The organism is Nocardioides kongjuensis, from assembly GCF_013409625.1.
Lineage (GTDB): Bacteria > Actinomycetota > Actinomycetes > Propionibacteriales > Nocardioidaceae > Nocardioides > Nocardioides kongjuensis.
In genome coordinates this window covers 1,044,466-1,065,694 of record NZ_JACCBF010000001.1, presented here as the reverse complement: position 1 = coordinate 1,065,694, position 21,229 = coordinate 1,044,466, and the positions used below count along the sequence as shown (strand labels likewise).

The 21,229-nt window shown below is 72.3% G+C and carries 12 protein-coding genes; 4 read left to right on the top strand and 8 right to left on the bottom strand.

Annotated elements, in window-relative coordinates; translation table 11 throughout:
* The first annotated feature begins 4 nt into the window (after positions 1-4).
* Positions 5-1,291, top strand: a complete 1,287-nt coding sequence (locus BJ958_RS04965) for an MFS transporter (RefSeq protein ID WP_179725819.1) — start codon at positions 5-7, stop codon at positions 1,289-1,291.
* Here BJ958_RS04965 and BJ958_RS04960 read toward each other — a convergent pair.
* Positions 1,284-1,940, bottom strand: coding sequence for a class F sortase (locus BJ958_RS04960; RefSeq protein ID WP_179725818.1), 657 nt, complete (start codon positions 1,938-1,940; stop codon positions 1,284-1,286). The two genes, BJ958_RS04965 and BJ958_RS04960, sit on opposite strands and share 8 nt — an antisense overlap.
* 47 nt (positions 1,941-1,987) lie before the next feature.
* On the opposite strand from BJ958_RS04960, the gene BJ958_RS04955 reads away from it, so the two are divergent.
* From BJ958_RS04955 to htpX, 3 genes are all read left to right on the top strand, one after another.
* Positions 1,988-6,541, top strand: coding sequence for an ATP-dependent helicase (locus BJ958_RS04955; RefSeq protein WP_179725817.1), 4,554 nt, complete (start codon positions 1,988-1,990; stop codon positions 6,539-6,541).
* A complete protein-coding gene (locus tag BJ958_RS04950) occupies positions 6,534-7,328 on the top strand; it encodes a DNA-formamidopyrimidine glycosylase family protein (RefSeq protein WP_179725816.1) in 795 nt (264 codons plus the stop codon). Before BJ958_RS04955 ends, BJ958_RS04950 begins: the two co-directional genes overlap by 8 nt.
* Before the next feature lie 92 nt (positions 7,329-7,420).
* Positions 7,421-8,293: a zinc metalloprotease HtpX gene (htpX, locus tag BJ958_RS04945; protein WP_179725815.1), complete on the top strand. Its 873-nt coding sequence runs from the start codon at positions 7,421-7,423 to the stop codon at positions 8,291-8,293.
* Between the two features lie 111 nt (positions 8,294-8,404).
* On the opposite strand, the gene BJ958_RS04940 is transcribed toward htpX, so the two are convergent.
* The 7 genes from BJ958_RS04940 to BJ958_RS04910 form a co-directional block, all read right to left on the bottom strand.
* Positions 8,405-8,713 carry a helix-turn-helix domain-containing protein gene (locus BJ958_RS04940; RefSeq protein ID WP_179725814.1) on the bottom strand — a complete coding sequence of 103 codons (309 nt, stop codon included), beginning with the start codon at positions 8,711-8,713 and terminating at the stop codon, positions 8,405-8,407.
* A gap of 56 nt (positions 8,714-8,769) precedes the next feature.
* The gene (locus BJ958_RS04935) at positions 8,770-9,285 is read right to left on the bottom strand and encodes a CinA family protein (protein ID WP_179725813.1); all 516 of its coding nucleotides are present in this window, start codon (positions 9,283-9,285) and stop codon (positions 8,770-8,772) included.
* A gap of 58 nt (positions 9,286-9,343) precedes the next feature.
* Positions 9,344-14,443 carry an ExeM/NucH family extracellular endonuclease gene (locus BJ958_RS04930; RefSeq protein ID WP_179725812.1) on the bottom strand — a complete coding sequence of 1,700 codons (5,100 nt, stop codon included), beginning with the start codon at positions 14,441-14,443 and terminating at the stop codon, positions 9,344-9,346.
* A gap of 255 nt (positions 14,444-14,698) precedes the next feature.
* On the bottom strand, positions 14,699-15,340 hold the full coding sequence (gene pgsA / locus BJ958_RS04925; RefSeq protein ID WP_179725811.1) for a CDP-diacylglycerol--glycerol-3-phosphate 3-phosphatidyltransferase: 642 nt from the start codon (positions 15,338-15,340) through the stop codon (positions 14,699-14,701).
* Positions 15,337-16,794, bottom strand: a complete 1,458-nt coding sequence (gene rimO, locus BJ958_RS04920) for a 30S ribosomal protein S12 methylthiotransferase RimO (protein WP_179725810.1) — start codon at positions 16,792-16,794, stop codon at positions 15,337-15,339. The genes pgsA and rimO overlap by 4 nt, the downstream gene beginning before the upstream one ends.
* A 55-nt stretch (positions 16,795-16,849) precedes the next feature.
* Positions 16,850-18,502 (bottom strand): helix-turn-helix domain-containing protein, encoded by a 1,653-nt coding sequence (locus BJ958_RS28950; RefSeq protein WP_179725809.1) that lies wholly within the window; start codon positions 18,500-18,502, stop codon positions 16,850-16,852.
* Positions 18,499-21,105 (bottom strand): FtsK/SpoIIIE family DNA translocase, encoded by a 2,607-nt coding sequence (locus BJ958_RS04910; protein ID WP_179725808.1) that lies wholly within the window; start codon positions 21,103-21,105, stop codon positions 18,499-18,501. The genes BJ958_RS28950 and BJ958_RS04910 overlap by 4 nt, the downstream gene beginning before the upstream one ends.
* Positions 21,106-21,229: the final 124 nt, after the last annotated feature.

The following is a 21,229-nucleotide window of genomic DNA, read 5'->3' as shown; positions in this document are numbered from 1 at the left end:
ACGCATGATCTCGTTGAAGTCGTTCTGGACCGCACTTCCCACCGAGGGCCGGTGGCTGCTGTCCACGGTGGCGGTCTCCACGCTCGGCCGCGGCCTGGTGCTGCCCTTCACCCTGATCTACCTCCACGAGGTGCGCGGCTTCGGGCTCGGACTGTCCGGCGTGCTCATGGCCGTGATCGCCCTGTCGGCCTTCGTGGTGACCGGTCCGAGCGGTGCCCTGACCGACCGGTACGGCGCCCGCGTGGTCATGCTCGGCGGCCAGTCCGCGATGGTGGTCGGCACGATCCTGCTCGCCTTCGCGACCACCCCGGCCGCAGCCGCGGTCGCGCTGCTGCTCATCGGCATCAACTTCGGCGCCTCCTGGCCGGCCTTCAACTCACTCATCGCGACCGTGGTCGAGGGCGAGGTCCGACAGCAGTACTTCGGCGTGAACTTCGCGCTGACCAACCTCGGCCTCGGGGTCGGCGGCATCGTCGGCGGCCTGTTCGCCGACGTCGCCCGGCCCGAGACGTTCACGGCGATCTACCTCGCCGACGCGGCCTCCGGCCTGATCCCGCTGGCGCTCTTCCTCGGCCCGCTGCGCCACCTGCACGGCCGCGTGCTCCACCCGCCGCGCAACCTGGAGGCCGGCCTGGAGACGGGCCGGGCGCCCGGGTACCGCACCATCCTGCGCAGCCCGGCCGTGCGGTGGCTGACGCTGCTCACCTTCGTCGCCACCTTCATCGGCTACGGACAGTTCGAGGTCGGCCTGCCCGCCTTCGCCCGCGGCGACGCCGGCATGTCGACCGAGATGATCGGACTCGGCTTCGCCCTCAACACCTTCGTCATCGTGGCCTTCCAGTTCACGGTGATGGGCCGGATCCGCGGCCACCGCCGCACCCGGGTGCTGTCCGTGATGGCAGTGCTGTGGGCCGCCGCCTGGCTGCTGATGGGTGCCGGTGCGCTCGCACCCGGCAGCGCCCTGGCACTCACCGGCCTGCTCGGCTTCGGCATCGTCTTCGGCATCGGGGAGACCCTCCTCCAGCCCACGCTCCCCGCGATCAACAACGACCTCGCCGCCGACCACCTGCGCGGGCGCTACAACGCCCTCAACGCCGCAGCCGTCCAGGCAGGCACCGTCGCCGGGCCGGTCGTCGCCGGGTTCTTGCTCGAGCGTGGTCAGGGAGCAGCGCTGATCGCGCTGATGGTGGTCGGGTGCGGAGCGATCGCGGCGGTGACGGGCGTGCTCGAGCGGCACCTGCCGGCCGTGGTGAACGGGCGGCCGGTCGTCGTACCGGAAGCGGTCAGGTAGCTGTCGCCGGGCTGGCGAACCACAACGTCCGGTGCGTCCAGTTCCCCGGCCCGAGCCGCTTGCCCGAGCAGACCACGATCACGACCTCCGGCGGCCCGTCGACGGCGTCCCAGCCCGGGAACCCGTCGCTCGCGAGGACCTCGGTCCGCTCGGTGACCGTGTAGCACGCGGCCCGGGGCCCGGCCCGCAGCACGATCCGGCCACCGACCTGCAGCCCGGCGAGCAGCTTGTTGCCCATGGCGGTCCCGTCGGGCCAGGTGTGGGTGTTGAGCAGCACGTGCCCGACGGCTGAACCGGGCTCGATCCCGCCGCGGTCCCAGGCGAAGGACAGCTTGTCGGACACCGGGGGGACGCCGGGCACCCCGGCCGCGTCCCGCGGGAGGGCCAGCACCCGTGCCCTGCGCGCGATCCCGGGGACCGTGAGGGTCCTCGGCACGAACCCGGTCGTCGCCGGTCGCGCGCACGGGTCGGCGGGCGGTGCCGGGGTCGGGGTGGACGTCGGCGTCGCGGCAGGAGGTACGGCGGCCGGCCGCGACGGCTCGTCGCCACCTCGCAGCAGCAGCCACGCGAGCAGCACGGCGAGCACGACGCCGACGACGCCTGCGACCAGCGCCAGGTCGCGCCGCCGGTTCCCCTCCTCCACAGCCACCCGCCCATTGTCGCGGCAGTGTCGGTGCCGTGCGGGAAGATGACGGAATGGAGGACCCCCTGGCCCGGTTCAGCGAGGCGACGCGGACGTGGTTCCGCGCGGCCTTCGCCGAGCCCACCGCCGCCCAGGCCGGCGCGTGGGACGCGATCGCGCGCGGCCAGCACACCCTCGTCGTCGCGCCGACCGGGTCCGGCAAGACGCTCAGTGCCTTCCTCGCCGGCCTCGACCGGCTCCTCACCACGCCGGCGCCCGACGACAGGTTGCACCGCACCCGGGTCCTCTACGTCTCGCCGCTCAAGGCGCTCGCGGTCGACGTGGAGCGCAACCTGCGTGCCCCGCTGACGGGCATCCGGCAGACCGCCGAGCGGCTCCACCCCGGCCAGCCGTTCCCCGAGGTCAGCGTCGGCATCCGCTCCGGTGACACCCCCGCCAACGAGCGCCGCCGGCTCGCGACCCGACCACCCGACGTGCTCATCACGACGCCCGAGTCGCTGTTCCTCGTCCTCACCAGCCAGGCCCGCGAGACCCTGCGCGGCATCGAGACCGTGATCATCGACGAGGTGCACGCCGTCGCCGGCACCAAGCGGGGCGCCCACCTCGCGCTCAGCCTCGAACGCCTGGACGCCCTGCTCCCGGAGCCGGCCCAGCGGATCGGCCTGTCCGCGACGGTCCGGCCCACCGAGGAGGTCGCCCGCTTCCTGGGCGGCACCGCCCCGGTCGAGATCGTCGCGCCACCCACCCACAAGGAGTGGGACCTGCGGGTCGAGGTGCCCGTCGAGGACATGACCGAGCTCGGGCAGGTGGTCGAGGACGACGACCCGACCGCGCCTCCGCAACGGGCCAGCATCTGGCCCCACGTCGAGCAGCGGGTGGCCGAGCTGATCGGCGAGCACCGCTCGACGATCGTGTTCACCAACGGCCGGCGCACGGCGGAGAGGCTGACCGCTCGGCTCAACGAGATCGCCGCCGAGATGTCGACCGAGGGCATCACCCCGCCGGCCCAGGTGATGGCGCAGTCCGGGGCGGCGGCCGGCGCCCCTCCGGTGCTCGCGCGCACCCACCACGGCTCGGTGTCCAAGGAGCAGCGCGCGCTGGTCGAGGACGACCTCAAGTCCGGCCGGCTGCCGGCGGTGGTCGCCACCAGCAGCCTCGAGCTCGGCATCGACATGGGCGCGGTCGACCTGGTCCTCCAGATCGCCTCACCTCCCAGCGTCGCCAGCGCGCTGCAACGGGTCGGTCGCGCGGGTCACCAGGTCGGCGAGACCTCGGTCGGCGTCTTCTTCCCCCAGCACCGGGGCGACCTCGCCCCGGCCGCCGTCGCCGTCGCCCGGATGCGCAGCGGCGGCATCGAGGCGCTGCGCGTCCCGGCCAACCCGCTCGACGTGCTCGCCCAGCAGGTCGTCGCCGCGACCGCCGCCGACGAGTGGGACGTCGACGAGCTGTTCGCGCTCGTCCGGCGCAGCGCTCCCTACGCCCACCTGCCGCGGTCGGCGTACGACGCCGTGCTCGACCTGCTCGCCGGGCGCTACCCGTCCGACGAGTTCGCCGAGCTGCGCCCCCGGATCACCTGGGACCGGGTCACCGGCCTGATCAGCGGGCGCCCCGGCGCGCAGCGGCTGGCGGTCACCAGCGGCGGCACCATCCCCGACCGCGGGTTGTACGGCGTCTTCCTGGCCGGGGAGGGCACCAACCGGCGCGTCGGCGAGCTCGACGAGGAGATGGTCTACGAGAGCCGGGTCGGCGACGTGTTCGCGCTCGGCGCGACCAGCTGGCGCATCGAGGACATCACCCACGACCGGGTGATCGTCACCCCGGCACCCGGCGTGCCGGGGCGCCTGCCGTTCTGGAAGGGCGACACCGCCGGACGCCCCACCGAGCTCGGTCAGGCGATCGGCGCCTTCACCCGCGAGCTCGCCGGCCTGCCCGACACGGCGGCAGAGGCGCGCGCCCGCGAGGTCGGGCTCGACGACAACGCGGCCCACAACCTCGTCGCCTACCTCCGCGAGCAGGTCGAGGCGACGCGCGTGCTGCCCAGCGACACGACCGTCCTGGTCGAGCGGTTCCGCGACGAGCTCGGCGACTGGCGCCTGGCCGTCCACTCCCCCTACGGCACGGCCGTCCACGCGCCGTGGGCACTGGCGATCAACGCCCGGCTGCGCGAGCGCCACGGCGTCGACGGGCAGGCGCTGGCGTCCGACGACGGCATCGTGATCCGCATCCCCGACACCGACGCGGAGCCGCCGGGCGCCGAGCTGATCGCGTTCGAGCCCGACGAGATCGAGGAGATCGTCACCCGCGAGGTCGGCGGCTCCGCGCTCTTCGCCGCCCGGTTCCGCGAGTGCGCGGCCCGCGCCCTGCTGTTGCCCCGTCGCGATCCCGGCCGCCGCTCGCCACTGTGGCAGCAGCGCCAGCGTGCGGCCGCGCTCCTCGAGGTCGCGGCCCGCTACCCCGCGTTCCCGATCGTGCTCGAGACGGTCCGCGAGGTGCTCAACGACGTCTACGACCTACCCGGCCTGACCACCCTGCTGCGCCGCGTCGACCAGCGCGAGGTCACCGTCACCGAGGTCGAGACGCCCCAGCCCTCGCCCTACTCCCGCACGCTGATGTTCGGGTACGTCGCCCAGTTCGTCTACGAGGGCGACTCTCCCCTCGCCGAGCGCCGGGCGGCCGCGCTCACCCTCGACCAGGGCCTGCTCGCCGAGCTCCTCGGCCGCGCCGAGCTGCGCGAGCTGCTCGACCCCGACGTGCTCGCCGAGGTCGAGGCCGAGCTCCAGCGCACGACCCCCGAGCGCCGCGCCCGCGACGCCGAGGGCCTGGTCGACCTGCTCCGGCTGCTCGGCCCGCTGACGGTCACCGAGGTCGCTGCGCGCGCCCGCGACGACGCCCCGGTCACCGAATGGCTGGCCGACCTGGTCTCGTCACGCCGGGTGGTGGAGGTCCGGATGGCGTACGGCGACGCGTGGGCCGTCGTCGAGGACGTCGCCCGGCTGCGCGACGGACTCGGCGTCCCGGCGCCGCCCGGCACACCGGCCGCCTTCACCGAGCCGGTCGACGACCCGCTCGCCGACCTGGTGGGCCGCTACGCCCGCACCCACGGGCCGTTCACCGTCGAGCAGGTGGCGGCCCGGCTCGGCCTGGGCGTCGCGGTGGTCCGTCACACGCTGCAGCGGCTGGAGGCGCAGGGTCGGGTGCTGTCCGGCGAGTTCCGGCCGGTCGGCGCGGGCGAGGAGTGGTGCGACGTCGAGGTGCTGCGGCGGCTGCGGCGCCGCTCGCTGGCCCGGCTGCGCCACGAGATCGAGCCGGTGGAGCCGACCACGCTGTCGCGGTTCTCGACGGCGTGGCACCAGGTCTCGACAGGCTCGACCGCCGGAGGCGGCAAGGGACCGCGCGGCATCGACGGCCTGCTCCACACCATCGAGCAGCTCGCCGGGGCTCCGATGCCCGCGAGCGCGCTGGAGTCCCTGGTCCTGCCTGCGCGGGTGCGCGACTACGAGCCGGCGCTGCTCGACGAGCTGACCGCGACCGGTGAGGTCGTCTGGTCCGGGCACGGCGCCCTTCCGGGCAGCGACGGCTGGGTCTCGCTCCACCTCGCCGACCGCGCCCACCTCACCCTCCCCGAGCCCGGCCCGGTCGAGGACCCGCTCCACCAGCGAGTGCTCGACGTGCTCGCGCCGGGCGGTGCCTGGTTCTTCCGGCAGGTCGCCGACCAGGTGGCGCGCGCCTGCGTCGACGCCGGCGAGGCCGCACCGCTCGACGAGGCGGTCAGCGCGGCGCTCTGGGCGCTGGTGTGGAGCGGCCACCTCACCAACGACACACTCACCCCGCTGCGTGCGCTCACCCGCTCCGGGCGCGCTGCCCACCGCACCCGCCGTGCGCCGGCCCGGCCCGGACGCCTCTCCCGCACCGGTCCGCCCGAGACCGCCGGCCGCTGGGCGCTGCTGCCCCCGATCGACGCCGACCCGACCCGACGCGCCCACGCCGCCGCCGAGCAGCTCCTCGAGCGCCACGGCGTCGTGACCCGCGGTGCGGTCGTCAACGAGCGGGTCCCGGGAGGGTTCGCCGCGGTCTACAAGGTGCTGAGCGCGTTCGAGGACGCCGGCCGCTGCCGGCGCGGGTACTTCGTCGAGGGCCTCGGCGCCGCCCAGTTCGGCACCGCGGGTGCCGTCGACCGGCTGCGGTCGTTCTCGACGCCGGTCGGCGAGGGGGGCGACGCCAAGCCGGTCGCCGTCGCGCTGGCGGCCACCGACCCGGCCAACCCCTACGGCGCCGCCCTCCCGTGGCCGACGGCCGAGAGGGAGCAGGAAGGCGCGGGGCACCGGCCCGGCCGCAAGGCGGGCGCCCTGGTGGTGCTGGTCGACGGCGCGCTGGTGCTCTACGTCGAGCGCGGCGGACGCACCCTGCTCACCTGGACCGAGGACCCCGACCAGCTGACCCCGGCCGCCGAGGCGCTCTCGACCGCCGTACGCCGCGGCACGCTCGGGCAGCTCACGGTCGAGAAGGCCGACGGCACCGCCCTGCTGGGCAACGGCGGGCCGCTGCGCGACGCGCTCGCGGCGGCGGGGTTCGTGGCCACCCCACGAGGGCTGCGGGTCCGTGCCTGAGGGCGATGCGGTCCGTCGTACCGCCGACCGGCTGGACCGGGCGCTCGCCGGCCAGGTCCTCACCGGCTCCGACCTGCGGGTCCCCCAGCTGGCCACCACGGTCCTCACCGGAGCCAGCGTCGAGCGGACCGCCACCCACGGCAAGCACCTGCTCACCCGGCTGCTCCCACCCGGCGGCACGCCGCTCACCCTGCACACCCACCTCAAGATGGAGGGCAGCTGGCGGGTGATCGCCCCCGGCGCGCGCTGGCCGGGCCCGGCCGCCGACGCTCGCGTCGTGCTCCGGACCGAGCGGGCCGAGGCGATCGGGTTCCTGCTCGGCCTGGTCGAGCTGCTGCCGACGGCCGACGAGCAGTCGGTGGTCGGCCACCTCGGCCCGGACCTGCTCGGCCCGTGGACCGCCGACGACGAAGCCACCGCGCTGGCGCGGCTCACCGCCGCACCCGACCGCGTGCTCGGCAGCACGCTGCTCGACCAGACCGTCGTCGCCGGCCTCGGCACCATCTGGCTCTCCGAGGTCTGCTTCGTCCAGGGCGCGCACCCCCGGTCCCCCGTCGCGAGCGTCAGGGATCCGCTCCGCCTGCTGCGCCGGGCGCGGCAGATGCTGCGCTCCGGGCTCGAGCACGGCCAGCCGCTGACCACCGGCGACCGGCGCAACCCGGTCTGGGTCTACCGGCGCCAGCGGCAGCCGTGCCTGCGGTGTCGTACGACGATCGAGGCGGGTCCGGTCGGCGAGGCCGGCCGGGAGCGGACCACCTACTGGTGTCCCCGCTGCCAGCCGGCCTGACCACGACCCGCATCCGTTCCAGCGCCGGACACGTGACCCGGGTCTCCCCCGACGTGCGGAACGCGACACCGGGCGTCGTTCGTTGACCTGGCATGCACCGCCATTTCAACGGCCTCAAGACCGCCGGTCTGTTCGGCGCCATCTTCGCGCTGCTGCTCATGGTGGGCGGCCTGATCGCCGCCGCCACCGGCAGCTCGGCGTTCATCTGGATCTTCGCGCTGATCGGCGTCGGTACGACGGCCTACGGCTACTGGAACTCCGACAAGCTCGCCATCAGGGCGATGCACGCCTACCCGGTCTCGGAGTCGCAGCAGCCCGCGATGTACCGGATCGTGCGCGAGCTGTCCGAGCGCGCCGGCCAGCCGATGCCGCAGCTCTACGTCTCCCCCACCCAGGCGCCGAACGCGTTCGCGACCGGCCGCAACCCACAGCACGCCGCGGTCTGCTGCACCGAGGGCATCCTCGGCCTGCTCGACGAGCGCGAGCTGCGCGGCGTGCTCGGCCACGAGCTGATGCACGTCTACAACCGTGACATCCTCACCGGCTCGGTCGCCGCCGCGGTGGCGGGCGTGATCAGCTCGGTGGCGCAGTTCCTGGCGTTCTCGTCCTTCTTCGGCGGCGGCAACGACGAGGACCGGCCGAACCCGCTGGTCATGATCGGCACGGCGCTGCTCGCGCCGTTCGCGGCCGCGGTGATCCAGATGGCGATCAGCCGGACCCGCGAGTACGACGCCGACGAGGACGGGGCCCGCCTCACCGAGGACCCGCTGGCCCTGGCCTCGGCGCTGCGCAAGCTGGAGACCGGCACTGCCCGCGCTCCCCTCGCCCCCACGCCGCAGCTGCAGAACGCCAGCCACATGATGATCGCCAACCCGTTCCGGGCCGCCGACGTTCAGAAGATGTTCTCCACCCACCCGCCGATGGCCGACCGGATCGCGCGCCTGGAGGCGATGGCGCGCCGCTGATCGGCTGACCACGCGAGGTTGGACGACAAAACTGTCGCTGGGACGAGGATGCTTCCTCGTCCCAGCGCCAGTTTCACCGGTCGGCCGGTGAAACTCGCACGACGCCGAAGATCAGGCGGCGGAGGCGACGACCGGCGCGCGGCGGGGCGCGATCGGGGTCGGCGCGGCGGCGACCAGGGCCGCGGCCTCCTCGAGGGCGACCGCGTCGGCGACCTCGCGCAGCACGTCGGACAGCGGCATCTCGAGCGCGTCGCACAGCGACGCCAGCAGCTCGGACGACGCTTCCTTCTGGCCGCGCTCGATCTCGGAGATGTAGCCCAGGCTCACCCGAGCCGCCCCGGAGACCTCACGGAGGGTCAGTCCGAGCTCGGTACGGCGACTCCGCAGGATGTCACCGAGCGATCGGCGGAAGAGCACCATCGCGAACTCCTCTCCGTGGGTTGGGGGGTGGGTGTGGTCAGGTCTTGTGCCCAACGCTACCCGAGCCCCGAATCTTCCGCTGGCTGCCCAGCCCTTGAGCGCGCCGCGGCCAGCTCGTCGGCGAGGGCGGACACCGCCGCGTCGACGGTCGCGGCCTGGATCTGCGACCGGTCACCCTCCAGGTCGAGCGCCACCACCTCGGTGCCACCCGGCCCGGCCAGGCCCACGAAGACCGTCCCGACGGGCTTGTCCTCCTGGCGGTCGGGGCCCGCGACGCCGGTCGTGCTCAGCGCGTACGCCGTCCCGAGCAGTCGCCGTGCCCCGTCGGCCATGGCCTCCGCGCACTGCGCGGAGACGACGCCGTGGGTGTCGATCACCTCCTGGGGAACGCCGAGCACCTCGACCTTGATGTGGGTCTGGTAGCTGACGACGCCGCCGGCGTACACCACCGACGATCCGGGGACCTCGGTCAGCCGGGACGCCAGCCGGCCGCCCGTGAGGGACTCGGCGGTCGCGACGCTGGCGTTCGCGTCCCGCAGAGCAGTGACGAGGGCCTCGGCCGGTGACTCCATGACCGCATCGTGTCACGGGGCACCGACCGAGGCCCTCGGTCAGCTCAGGCGTGTCGGGTCAGCGACGCACCACCCAGAAGGTCGTCACCGTCTCGTTCGACAGGTGCGTCGCCGTGCCCAGGAACGTGACCTTGACCCGTTTGCGTCCGGTGGTGGCGAAGGACTTGAGCTTGAGCCTGGCCGAACCACCGACGAGCGCGACCGTCCTCGCCTTCTGGCCCTTGACCTTGATCTCCACCTGGCCGGTGACGGGCTTGCCGGCCGCGTCGACGACGTCCACGAGCACCTTGGCGCGGGTCTTGCCGACCACGACCTTCTTCGGCTTGACGGTGACGGCGACCGAGACCGACTGCGGGGTTGCCGGCGGGGTGACGACGCCGCCACCGGTCACCGTGATCGGGACCCGCACCTGCGTGCCGCTCTGGGCACCGACCAGGCTCAGCGTCACGACACCGCCGGGCGTCCCGGCCGGCAGGACCACGTCGACCGTGGCTGTGCCGTACTGGTCGTAGACGGCCGTCCCGATCGTGTTGTCCACCGGCACGCTGCCGAGGACCTGGTCCCCGAGCTTGACCTGCAGCTCGGCGTCCTTGGCGTCGGCTGCCGTGGACATCGCCAGGGATCCCACGGCGAACCGGACGTGGCTGCCCGGGGAGTAGGAGGCCGGCGCATCGCTCGGGAACTCCACCTCCACGGCGTGCTGGCTCCCGTCGACCGGCAGCGGCGTGCCCGAGGCCTTCGCTGCCATGTAGTCGACCATGGCCTGCAGGTCGATCTTGCCGGTGTCCTTCTTGTTCGCGCCGTTGGCCAGCTCGAAGAAGTTGTCACCGCCGGAGGCGAGGAAGGAGTTGACCGTCACCGAGTACACCTGGGCGGCGTCGACGGCGACACCGTCGAGCCACATGCCCGTGACCTCACCCTGGAAGGTCTGCGTGCCGTTCACCGTCACCGGCGTCTCGACGTAGGTGTAGGTGAAGCCGCTCGACACGCCGAGTCGGAGGAAGGGACGCGAGGGCACGGCGCCGGACGTGGTCCGCTGCCACTGCTGCTCGAGCACGGTCTCGATCTGGGCGCCGGTCAGCCTCATGTTGACCAGGGTGTTGGCGAACGGCTGGACCACCGCGGCCTGCTTGTAGGTCAGGTCGCGTGGGGACCCGGATCCCGTCCCGGCCATGTCCTGGCGCAGACCGCCGGGGTTCATGAACGCGATCTGCGCGCTCCCCGACTCCGGCTGCTCGGTGGCCCAGCGCTGCACCTCGGCGACCAGGTTGCCCAGGGTCGACTCGCCGCCGCGGTTCTCGGTGGTGCCGTTCTGCAGCTTGGCCCGGTTGAACGGGCCCTCGATCTTGCCGAGGACCTTGGCGCCGAGGACGTCGGCCTGGGCCACCGCGGACGACACGATCGGGTCCACCTGCGGGTCGGTCGGGTAGCCGGTACCGGCGATGCCGATCACGTCCTGCGCGACGGCGACCAGCTCGTCACCGGAGTAGGTGAAGACCAGCTGGTTGAGGTTCTGCCCGTACTGACCAGCCGAGACCACCGGGCGCTTCGTGACGTCGCGGCCCTCGCTCGCCCACGCGTCCACGGTGTAGGAGCAGTTGTAGAGCAGGTGGGTGTGGCCCGAGATGATCGCGTCGACGTCGGCCGAGGTGTTCTGGGTGATGTTGCCCCACACGGTCGACGGGTCGGTGAAGCTCGGCGAGGAGCAGTCGGTCGTCGGCGACCCCTCGTGCACCAGCAGGATCACCAGGTCGGCACCGCCGGCCTTGAGCTTCTTCGCGGCCTTGTTGGTGGCCTCGACGATGTCGGTGACGCTCACGCCCTGGATGCCGGCGGGGCTGACCAGGGACGGCAGGTCCTCGGTGACCGCACCGACGAAGCCGATCTTCACGCCGTCGACCGTCTTGGTCCACGTCTCGGCCAGCTTGTCCGGCGCACCGGCCGGCTCCTCGACGTTCGCCGCGATGTAGGTCCAGTTCGCACGGTCCTGGATGCGGTCGACGAAGTCGGCGTACCCGCGGTCGAACTCGTGGTTCCCGGCGGCGGAGACGTCCAGGCCGGCCTTGTTGAGGGCGTCGATGGTCGGGTTGTCGTCCTGGATGAAGGACTCGAACGTCGACGCACCCACCAGGTCGCCCGCTGCCGCGAACACCGTGTTGGGGTTCTCCGCGCGCAGCGACTTCACCGCACCCGAGAGCACCGACGCGCCGGCGCTGTCACCGCCCGACGGCAGGATCCGGCCGTGGAAGTCGTTGGTGCCCAGGACCTGGACCCGCTTGAAGGGCCCGCCGACGTCCGGGACGTCGATGCCCACGACCTCCGGGTTGTGGTCGGACGCCGCGAACGGGAGGTCCGGCTGCCACAGGTCGGTGAGGTTGTAGTTGTAGCGGCTGTACTGGTACGCCGGCGACTCCGCCGCGTTGATGTCCCACACGTCCGCACCCGTCACCATCGCCAGCGCGGCGTCATTGGCGAGCACGTGGTCCAGCGAGCCCGAGAGGCCGGAGAACGAGTAGCTCTCCTCCTCGGGATCAATCGTCGAGTCGACGAGGTGGTAGCCGCGCTTGGTGAGCACCCGGATCGGGTCCTCCTGCGAGTAGGAGTTGAAGTCTCCCGCGAGGAACACGGCGTCGATGCCACGAGCGGCGGCGAAGTCGTCGGCGAACTGGCGCAGGCGGTAGGCCTGCCGGGTCCGGTCTCCGTTGAAGGCGCCCGTGTCGGGGCTGTTGGCGTTGTCGCCGGTCGCCGCCGGGTCGCTGTCGCCCTTCGACTTGAAGTGGTTGAGGATCACCGCGAACGCGTCGCTGTCGAGGGCGCCCTTGGCCTTGAAGGCCTGCGCCAGGGGCTCGCGAGCGTTGGCGAACTCCGTCGTGCCGAAGAGGATGTCGGAGCTGCCGACCGCCTCGACGCTGGCGGCCCGGTAGATGAAGGCCGGACGGATCACGTCCTGCTCGGCGACCGCCGCCGCGAGCGTGGCCTCACCCGGGCTGTGCACGAACTTCCACACCGGCGAGCCGGCAGCGTCGTTGAGCGCGGTGACCAGCGAGCGGAGGGCGTCGTCGCGGTCGGTCTCACCGAGCAGCTTGATGGAGTTCTCCACCTCCTGCAGACCCACGACATCGGCGTTGAGCGCGTTGATGGCGGTGACGATCTTGGCTTTCTGCCGCTCGAGGCTGGCCTGGGTGGCGGCGCCCCGCGGGCCGTTGCCGGCGTTCACGCCGTTCGTGACGACGCCACAGCGGTTGTCGGCGATGTGGTTGCCCTGCCGGTCGTCGTACCAGGTGCACTGCGTGTTGACGGGCGGGTTCTGGGCGGCGCCGGTGGCGACGTACTGCTCGCCGGTGGTGTTGAAGTAGTTCAAGACGTTGAACGTCGCGATCTTGAGGTCACCGCCGACGGCGCCCGGTGCCAGGTTGCCGGCCCGGGTGTCCTCGAACGTCGCGGTCGCGGCCCCGTCGTCGAAGATCGGCGACCGCGGCTGGAACTTCCACGTGCTGTTGCGGTAGTCGAGGATGACCGGACCGGTGAGCGTGACCGCGGCGCCCACACGGACGGCGTTGGTCTTGGTCAGCCAGGGCATCGGCTGGTTCTTCGCCGCGGCATTGGTCATGTAGTTGAGCGACGTGCCGTCGTCGAGCGCCACGGACCGGGCCGCGTTGTCGGCCTTGATCTCAGCGAGCCCCGTGGTGTCCGTGTCGGCGACGTGCTCGGTCGGCTGTCGCAGCGGACGGTCCCCGGTGGCGAGGCCGATCTCGCCGAACGTGTTGATGTTGTAGGAGTTCGTCACCGTGAGGTCGTCGGTCGGGGCGAGCAGCATGCCCTCCTGTGCCTCGCGGCCCGCCTCGGTCGTCGGGTAGGCGATCGCGAGCGGGGTGACCGGGTCGAGCGCGGCGATCTCCGTGACGCCTCCGGCACCGGGCGTGATCTCGGTGAGCGCGCCGAATGCCTCGCTCACGGTGCCCGTGACCTGCACGGAGTCACCGATGGCCACACCGGCCGGCATCGCGTTGCTGCCGTAGACGAAGATCGCGTCCGAGGCGCCCGGGGTGGTGTCCGTGGTCCCGGTTCCGCCCGTCTGGACGTACATGCCGTCGAAGCTCGAGTCGGCGAACGCCGGGTCCTTGTACATCGCGGTCACGACGCCGGTCGTGGTCACGACCTGGTCGACCTTGGGCGACGCGGCGCCGGTGCCCTGGATCTCGGCGATCGTCAGCGTCGGGGGCGCCGCAGACACGGTGATCGTGAACGTGACCGTGTCGGTGGCCGGCGTGCCGGGCGTGCTGTCGGTGACGGTCGCGGTGATCGGGAAGGTGCCGGTCGCCGTCGGTGTGCCACCGAGGGTGCCGGCGGAGCTCAGCGTCACGCCGGAGGGCAGCGTGCCGCTGCTCAGCGACCAGGTGTAGGGCGGCTGACCGCCCGTCGCGGACAGGTTGACCTGCGTGAGCGCGACGCCGTCGTAGCCGACCACGTCTGCCTGGCTCGCGGCGTCGAGTGGCTGGACCGCGTTCTCGTGGCTGTTGGTCGGGGTCGGGGTGCCCACCGAGAGGTCTGCGCTGTTGTCGTCGTTGTCGCCGCCGGTGCCGCTGCGCGCGGCCGCGGTCGTGCCGGAGAGAGCGGTGCCCTGGGCAGCGGTCTCGAACGTGTTGGCCGTGCCGTAGCCGACGGCGTCGACGACGCCTGCCGCGTTCTTGATGTCACCGGTGGGCAGGGTGAGCGCGGCGTTCTGGTTGCTGAGGATGACCAGGCCCGACGTGGTGCTCATGGTGAGGCCGCCCGTCACGTCGGCGGCCGGCATCGGTGCGCCGTTCGCCACGTTGCCCGCGCCCTGGACGAGGTAGTGACCGTGGGCGGGGATCGAGCCGGTGAGGTCCGTCTTGTTCGTGACGCCGGAGGGGTTGGCGCGCCCCGCGCTCCCGTAGAAGACGGCCCACCCGGTCAGGTCGACCGCCGCGTTCGTCGGGTTGTAGAGCTCGATGAAGTCATGGGTGAAGGCGGACACCGGGAAGCCGCCGCCGGCGGGCAACCCGCCACCGCCGTACACCTCGGAGATCACCAGGCCGGTGCCTGCGGTGTTCGCCCGGGCCGGTGCGGCCTGGAGGGCTGTCATTCCCGTGACGGCGATCGCCGCGCTGAGGGAGCCGAAAACGAGCTGTTTCACTGATCGCATGAACTACTTCCGAGGTCGTCAAAGCGGCAGGGGACAGCCGATCACGCGCGCCCGAGAGAGATGCCAGCGAGAACGGGGGGAAGGGTCCTTAACCTAGGCGCGCCCTCGGTCAGGGTGGCAAGGGGTTGAGGAAAATCAAGTGACGAAAAGGCGACGTGCTGCCGTCAGATGTTGCCCTTGCGATCCCGTGGACCGGACGATCTCAGTGACCGCCCCCGCCGGACAGGCGCGGGCAGACGAGCGAGCTCAGGCCGCGGACGGCCGGCGGATCGAGTCGCGCTGCTTCCACACGTCGCGGAAGAACTCGTAGCCCGACCAGATCGTCAGCACGAAGGCGACGAGCAGCAGCGCGATCGCGACGCCGTAGGTGATCTCACCGGGGACGTCGAGCCAGCCGTCGACCTCGAGCAGCGGGAGCGTGAGGAAGCCGAGGGCGAGGGCCTGGGCGGCGGTCTTCCACTTGCCGCTGCGGGCGGCGGCGATGACGACCGACTTGAGCACCGACAGGCGCAGCAGGGTGACGGCCCACTCGCGGACCAGGACGACGATCGTGATCGTCCACATCCACCAGGTGTCCATGATGATCGACAAGCCGATGAAGGCCATGCCGGTGATCGCCTTGTCGGCGATGGGGTCGGCGATCTTGCCGAAGTCGGTCACCAGGTTGCGGGCGCGCGCGATGTCGCCGTCGATCTTGTCGGTGACCATCGCGACGAAGAAGATCGCCCAGGCGACGGTGCGCCAGGTGATCGAGTCGCCGCCGTCGTACAGCAGCGCCCAGCCGTAGAAGGGCACCAGCACGATCCGCAGCGTCGTCAGCGCGTTGGGGAGGTTCCAGTTGCTCGGCTTGGCCGGGGCCGGGGTCTGCCCCGTGCTGGTCTCGCTCATCCCTGTCCTCCTGCCGGTTCGGCGATCAGGTCGACGCCGTCGGTGGCGACGACGACCGCGGTGACGAGGTCGCCCAGGCGCGCACCGGGTACGCCGAGCACCCGGGTGGTGCCGTCGACCTCGGGCCCTTGCTGGGCGGCGCGGCCCTCGACGGTGCCGTCGCCGGTCCCGTCGGGGTCGAGCTCCTCGACGAGAACCTCGACGGTGCTGCCGATCCGCTCCTCGGCGCGCTGCGCGGTGAGCTCGGAGACGAGGTCGTTGAGGTGCTGGACGCGGGCGTTGATCTCGTCCTCGTCGAGCTTGCCGTCGAGCTTCTCGGCCTCGGTGCCGTCCTCGTCGGAGTAGCCGAACACGCCGGTGACGTCCATCCGCGCGGCGACCAGGAAGTCGCACAGCGTCTGGAACTCCTCCTCGGTCTCGCCAGGGAAGCCGACGATCACGTTGGAGCGCACGCCGGCCTCGGGCGCGAGCGAGCGCACCTGGTCGAGCAGGCCGAGGAAGCTCTCCGGGTCGCCGAAGCGGCGCATCCGGCGCAGCACCGTGGCGCTGGCGTGCTGGAAGGACAGGTCGAAGTACGGCGCCACGCCGGGCGTGGACGCGATGGCGCGGACCAGTCCGGGGCGGGTCTCGGCGGGCTGCAGGTAGGAGACCCGGACCCGCTCGATGCCGTCGATCGCGGTCAGCTCGGGCAGCAGCGTCTCGAGCAGGCCGAGGTCGCCGAGGTCCTTGCCGTAGGAGGTGGAGTTCTCCGAGACGAGGAAGAGCTCCTTGACACCCTGCTCGGCCAGCCAGTGGGCCTCCTGCAGCACGTCGGAGGGCCGGCGGCTGACGAACGAGCCGCGGAACATCGGGATCGCGCAGAAGGTGCACCGCCGGTCGCAGCCGCTGGCCAGCTTCAGCGGAGCCATCGGTCCGCCGTCGAGGCGTCGCCGGATCGCGGAGCGGCCGGGGATGGCGATGTCGAAGTCGGCGCCGAACCCGGCAGACTCGGCGGTCTCGACGGCCACCTGCCGCTCGGCCGGACTGATCGGCAGCAGCAGCCGCCTGTCGCGCGGGGTGTGCGGGTGCGGACGCTCGCCGGCGAGGATCGAGCGCAGCCGCCCGGAGATGTCCTGGTAGTCGTCGAAGCCCAGCACGGCATCGGCCTCGGGCAGCGAGTCGGCGAGCTCCTCGCCGTAGCGCTCCGCCAGGCAGCCCACCGCGACGACCGCCTGCGGCCGGCCGGACTCCTTGAGGTCGGCGGCGGCGAGCAGGGTGTCGATCGAGTCCTTCTTGGCCGCGTCGACGAAGCCGCAGGTGTTGACCACGACCGTGTCGGCGTCCTCCGGGTCGTCGACGAGCGTGAAGCCGTCCGCGGCGAGGCGGCCGGCCAGCTCCTCGGAGTCGACGTCGTTGCGTGCGCACCCGAGGGTGAGCAGCGCGACCGAGACGGGGTTCGTGGGTGTGCTGGTCATGTCGGGCCAAGGCTACCGGCGGACCGCGGGCCGCCGGCATTCCTCGCTCGTGTGATCAGGAGCCGGCGACGGTCTTGGACGCCTCGGCACCGGTGTCGCCGAGCGCCTGCGGCTTCTTGCCGCCGATGGCGTAGGTCACCGAGCCGTCGGAGCTCCAGATCCGCACCGGCGGGACGACCTTGAGCTCCGAGGTCTGCCCGAACGCCAGGTTGCCGTCGAAGACGATCTCGCCGGCAGCGTCGCGGATGACCAGCTGGGCTCCCCCGCCGGCCGCCACCAGGGTCAGCTTGACCGGGTCGCCCTTCGCGGCGGCAGCCTTGGAGATGCCGCCGCTCTGGTTGAGCACCGGGGTCTCGCCGACGGCGACGGGACCGCCCATCACCAGCTTGGCGACCGACCAGATCAGCACCGCACCCATCACCGCGGCGATGAGGACCGACCAGTTGCGACCGCCCCGGGTGCTGCGGATCGAGCCGCCGGTGCCGGTGGCGAGCTCGGCCTCGAACACGCGGCGCGGGTCGACCGGGGCGTCGGCGTAGGTCTCGTCGTACGACGCCACGAGCGGCCCGGCGTCGATGCCGAGGACCCGGGCGAGGGTGCGCAGGTGGCCGCGGGCGTAGAAGTCGCCACCGCAGGGCGCGAAGTCGTCGACCTCGATCGCCTCGATCACGTGGGGACGGATCCGGGTGCGCTCGGAGAGCTGGTCGATCGTGAGGCGCAGGCGGTCGCGGGCCGCGGTCAGCTCGGGACCGATCACGGGCTGGGCCGCCGGACGCACGGCCAGGTCGTCGAGGACGACGGTGACCGCACCGGTGTCCTCGAGATCCACCGGGCGCGGTGGGTCGACCGGCGCCTGGACCAGCGTCGGCCGCTCCGGGGTCGGCCGGTCCAGCTCGACCCGCGCGGGGAGCACGGTCATCCGCTCGGGAGCAGGCGGCTCCTGCTCCACGGCGGCGAACTCGTCGGTGGTCTCGGTGTCCTCGGCGAGGATCACCTCACCGGTGTCCTCGTAGTCGGCCTCGTCGGCGGTCTCCTCGACCACCTCCTCGACCACGTCCTCGCCCGCGCGTCCCGACAGGCCGGCGGCGACCCGGGCCGCGATGCCGCGCCGGGCCTCGGGCACGACGGGCTCCTCGTCGGCGTACAGGTCGCTCAGCTTGGGCACCGACTCGCTGCGCGGCGCGGTGCCCTCCTCGGAGAGGCCGGGCACGACCTCGACCACGTCGGCGCGCCCGTCGGCGAGGTCGGCGAGAGCGTCGCTCAGGGAGCCGGACTCGACGCCGACGATGCGCGTCGCCAGCGTCAGGGGGACGACGAGCTGCTGGTCGTCGTACCCGTCGACCAGGATGTGCCCGTCGCGGACCACGCCGCGTCGCGGCAGGTGCTCGAGGCAGTCGATCTCGGGCCAGGCGATCCCCCGCCACTTGGCCCCGTGGCGCAGTCGCACGCCGTGGTCGTCGGCGACCAGCAGCGGCGCGCGACCGTCGACGAGCGAGGCGGCGTGGGCGATCGTCACCAGCACCAGGACGCCGAAGGACAGCCAGTCCAGGGTGCTGCCGCCGCTGAACGCGCGGACCGCGAACGCGACCGTGAGCAACGCCGAGAACCCGCCGACGGACGCCGACAGGGCGACGTTGCGGCGGACCTCGATCCGGGGGTTGGTGCCGGCAGCCTCGGTGGTGTCGGTGTTCTCGGTGATCTCGCTCACGCCTCCCCCTGGATGGTCATGATCACGGCATCGATCTCGTCGGGCTTGACCAGCACGTCGCGCGCCTTGGATCCCTCGCTGGGTCCGACCACGCCACGGCTCTCGAGGATGTCCATCAGCCGGCCGGCCTTGGCGAAGCCGACGCGGAGCTTGCGCTGCAGCATCGACGTGGAGCCGAACTGCGTGGAGACCACGAGCTCGATCGCCTGGATGACCAGGTCCATGTCGTCGCCGATGTCGTCGTCGAGCACCTTGCTGGACGCCGCCGGCGCGGTGACGTCCTCGCGGTAGCTCGGCTCGAGCTGGCCCTTGCAGTGCTTGACGACCTGCTGGATCTCGGGCTCGCTGACCCACGAGCCCTGCACGCGGATCGGCTTGGAGGCACCCATCGGCAGGAACAGTCCGTCACCTTGGCCCACCAGCTTCTCGGCACCCGGGGTGTCGAGGATGACCCGGCTGTCGGCGAGGCTGGAGGTCGCGAACGCGAGTCGGGACGGGACGTTCGCCTTGATCAGACCGGTGACGACGTCGACCGACGGGCGCTGCGTCGCGAGCACCAGGTGGATGCCGGCGGCTCGCGCGAGCTGGGTGATGCGCACGATCGAGCTCTCGACGTCGCGCGGCGCGACCATCATCAGGTCGGCGAGCTCGTCGACGATCACCAGCAGGTACGGGTACGGCGTCAGCGTGCGCTCGCTGCCCGGCGGGACCTCGACCTTGCCCTCACGGACGGCCTTGTTGAAGTCGTTGATGTGCCGGAAGCCGAAGTTGGCCAGGTCGTCGTACCGCATGTCCATCTCGCGGCAGACCCACTCGAGCGCCTCGGCGGCCTTCTTGGGGTTGGTGATGATCGGCGTGATCAGGTGCGGGACGCCCTCGTAGGCGTTCAGCTCGACCCGCTTGGGGTCGACCATGATCATCCGCACCTCGTCGGGCGTGGAGCGCATCAGCACCGAGGTGATCATCGAGTTGATGAAGCTCGACTTTCCGGAGCCGGTGGCGCCGGCGACCAGCAGGTGCGGCATCTTCGCGAGGTTCGCGACCACGAAGCCGCCCTCGACGTCCTTGCCGAGACCTGCCACCAACGGGTGGTGATCGGTGCGCGCGACGTTGGAGCGGAGCACGTCGCCGAGGGAGACGATCTCCTTGTCGGTGTTGGGGATCTCGACACCGACCGCGGACTTGCCCGGGATCGGGCTGAGGATCCGCACGTCCTCCGAGCCGACGGCGTAGGAGATGTTGCGCTGGACGCCGAGGATCTTCTCGACCTTGACGCCGGTGCCGAGCTCGATCTCGTAGCGGGTGACCGTCGGACCACGCGTGTAGCCGACGACCTGGGCGTCGACGTTGAACTCGTCGAGCACGCCCTGCAGGCGCGAGACGACGTCGTCGCTGGCCTTCGACCGGGCGCGGTGCGGGTCGCCCGGCTTGAGCGCCGAGGCGTCGGGCAGCGTGTAGACGATGTCGCCGGACAGGGCGAGCTGCTCGACGCGCTGCGGCAGGTCGGCGTGCGGCGGCGGCTCGAGCTCGCCGGTCTCGTCGTCGGCGGTCGTCGCCTGCGCCAGCCGGCGGGCGATGAGGGCGTTGGAGCCCGCCTCGGGGTCGATCGGCTCGTCGTCGACGAGCGGCACGTCGATGGGCGTGAGCAGCTCCATCGACTCCTCGACGGGGTTCGGCTCCTCGTCCTTCTTGCGGCGCCGCTTCTTCGGCTCGGCGAGGACCGGGGAGTCGTACGCCGGGTCGCCCATCCGCTCGAAGGTGTCGTCGATGCTGAGCGGCTGCGCGTCGCCGTACTCGTGGTGCCGGCCCAGCAGCAGGTCGCCGATCTCGCGCAGCCGGTCGGGCACGCGGTACAGCGGCGTCGCGGTGATCACGAGGATGCCGAAGAAGGCCAGCAGCGCCAGCAGCGGTACGACGACCGCCGGCGCGCGGAGCAGGTCGAGCAGCAGGGCCGAGACGACGTACCCGACCGCGCCGCCGCCCTCGCGCAGTGGCGTGGTGTCGCCCTGCACGGGCTCGGGGCTGCCGTTGGCGATGTGGACGATGCCGAGCAGGCCGAAGGAGAACGCGGTCCAGCCGATGACCTGGCGACCGGCCGGGCCGTTGCCGACCGGGTCGCGCATGACCCGCCAGCCGGCGGCCAGCACGAGCAGCGGCACGAACCAGCCGATCTTGCCGACCGATCCGGACACCGCGGCGCGGGTGAAGTCCATGACCCCACCGGGCACCTCGAACCAGACCGCGCCGGTGATGATCAGCGCGACGGCGACCAGCAGCAGGCCGAAGCCGTCGCGCCGCTGCTCGGGGTCGATGTCGCGGGCGCCGTGGCCGACGCCCCGGGTGACCGCTCCGATGCCGTGGGCGAAGGCGAGCCACAGCGCGACCACTCCCCTGCCGAGCGCGGTGAACGCGCGCAGCACCGGCCCCGGGCCGCTGCGCACCGCCCGCGGGGCAGGCCGCTTCGCCGCCGACTTCTTCGCCGGCGGTCGCTTCTTGGTGGTCGTACTCCGGGTACGCGAGCTGGCTGTCTTCTTCACGCCCGAGCGGGAGGAAGAGCTGGTCCTGCTGCGCGACGCCGGCGGGGAAGACGTACGGGTCGCCATGACACCAAACCTAGGCGATGGCCCCACCAGTCACAGGGACCACAGGGCGGTGTGTCTCGACCGGGCCCGCCCCGGTGCTCCCCCCGAAGTTCCTGCGGCTCGGCGCCCCACCTGACGCAGAGTT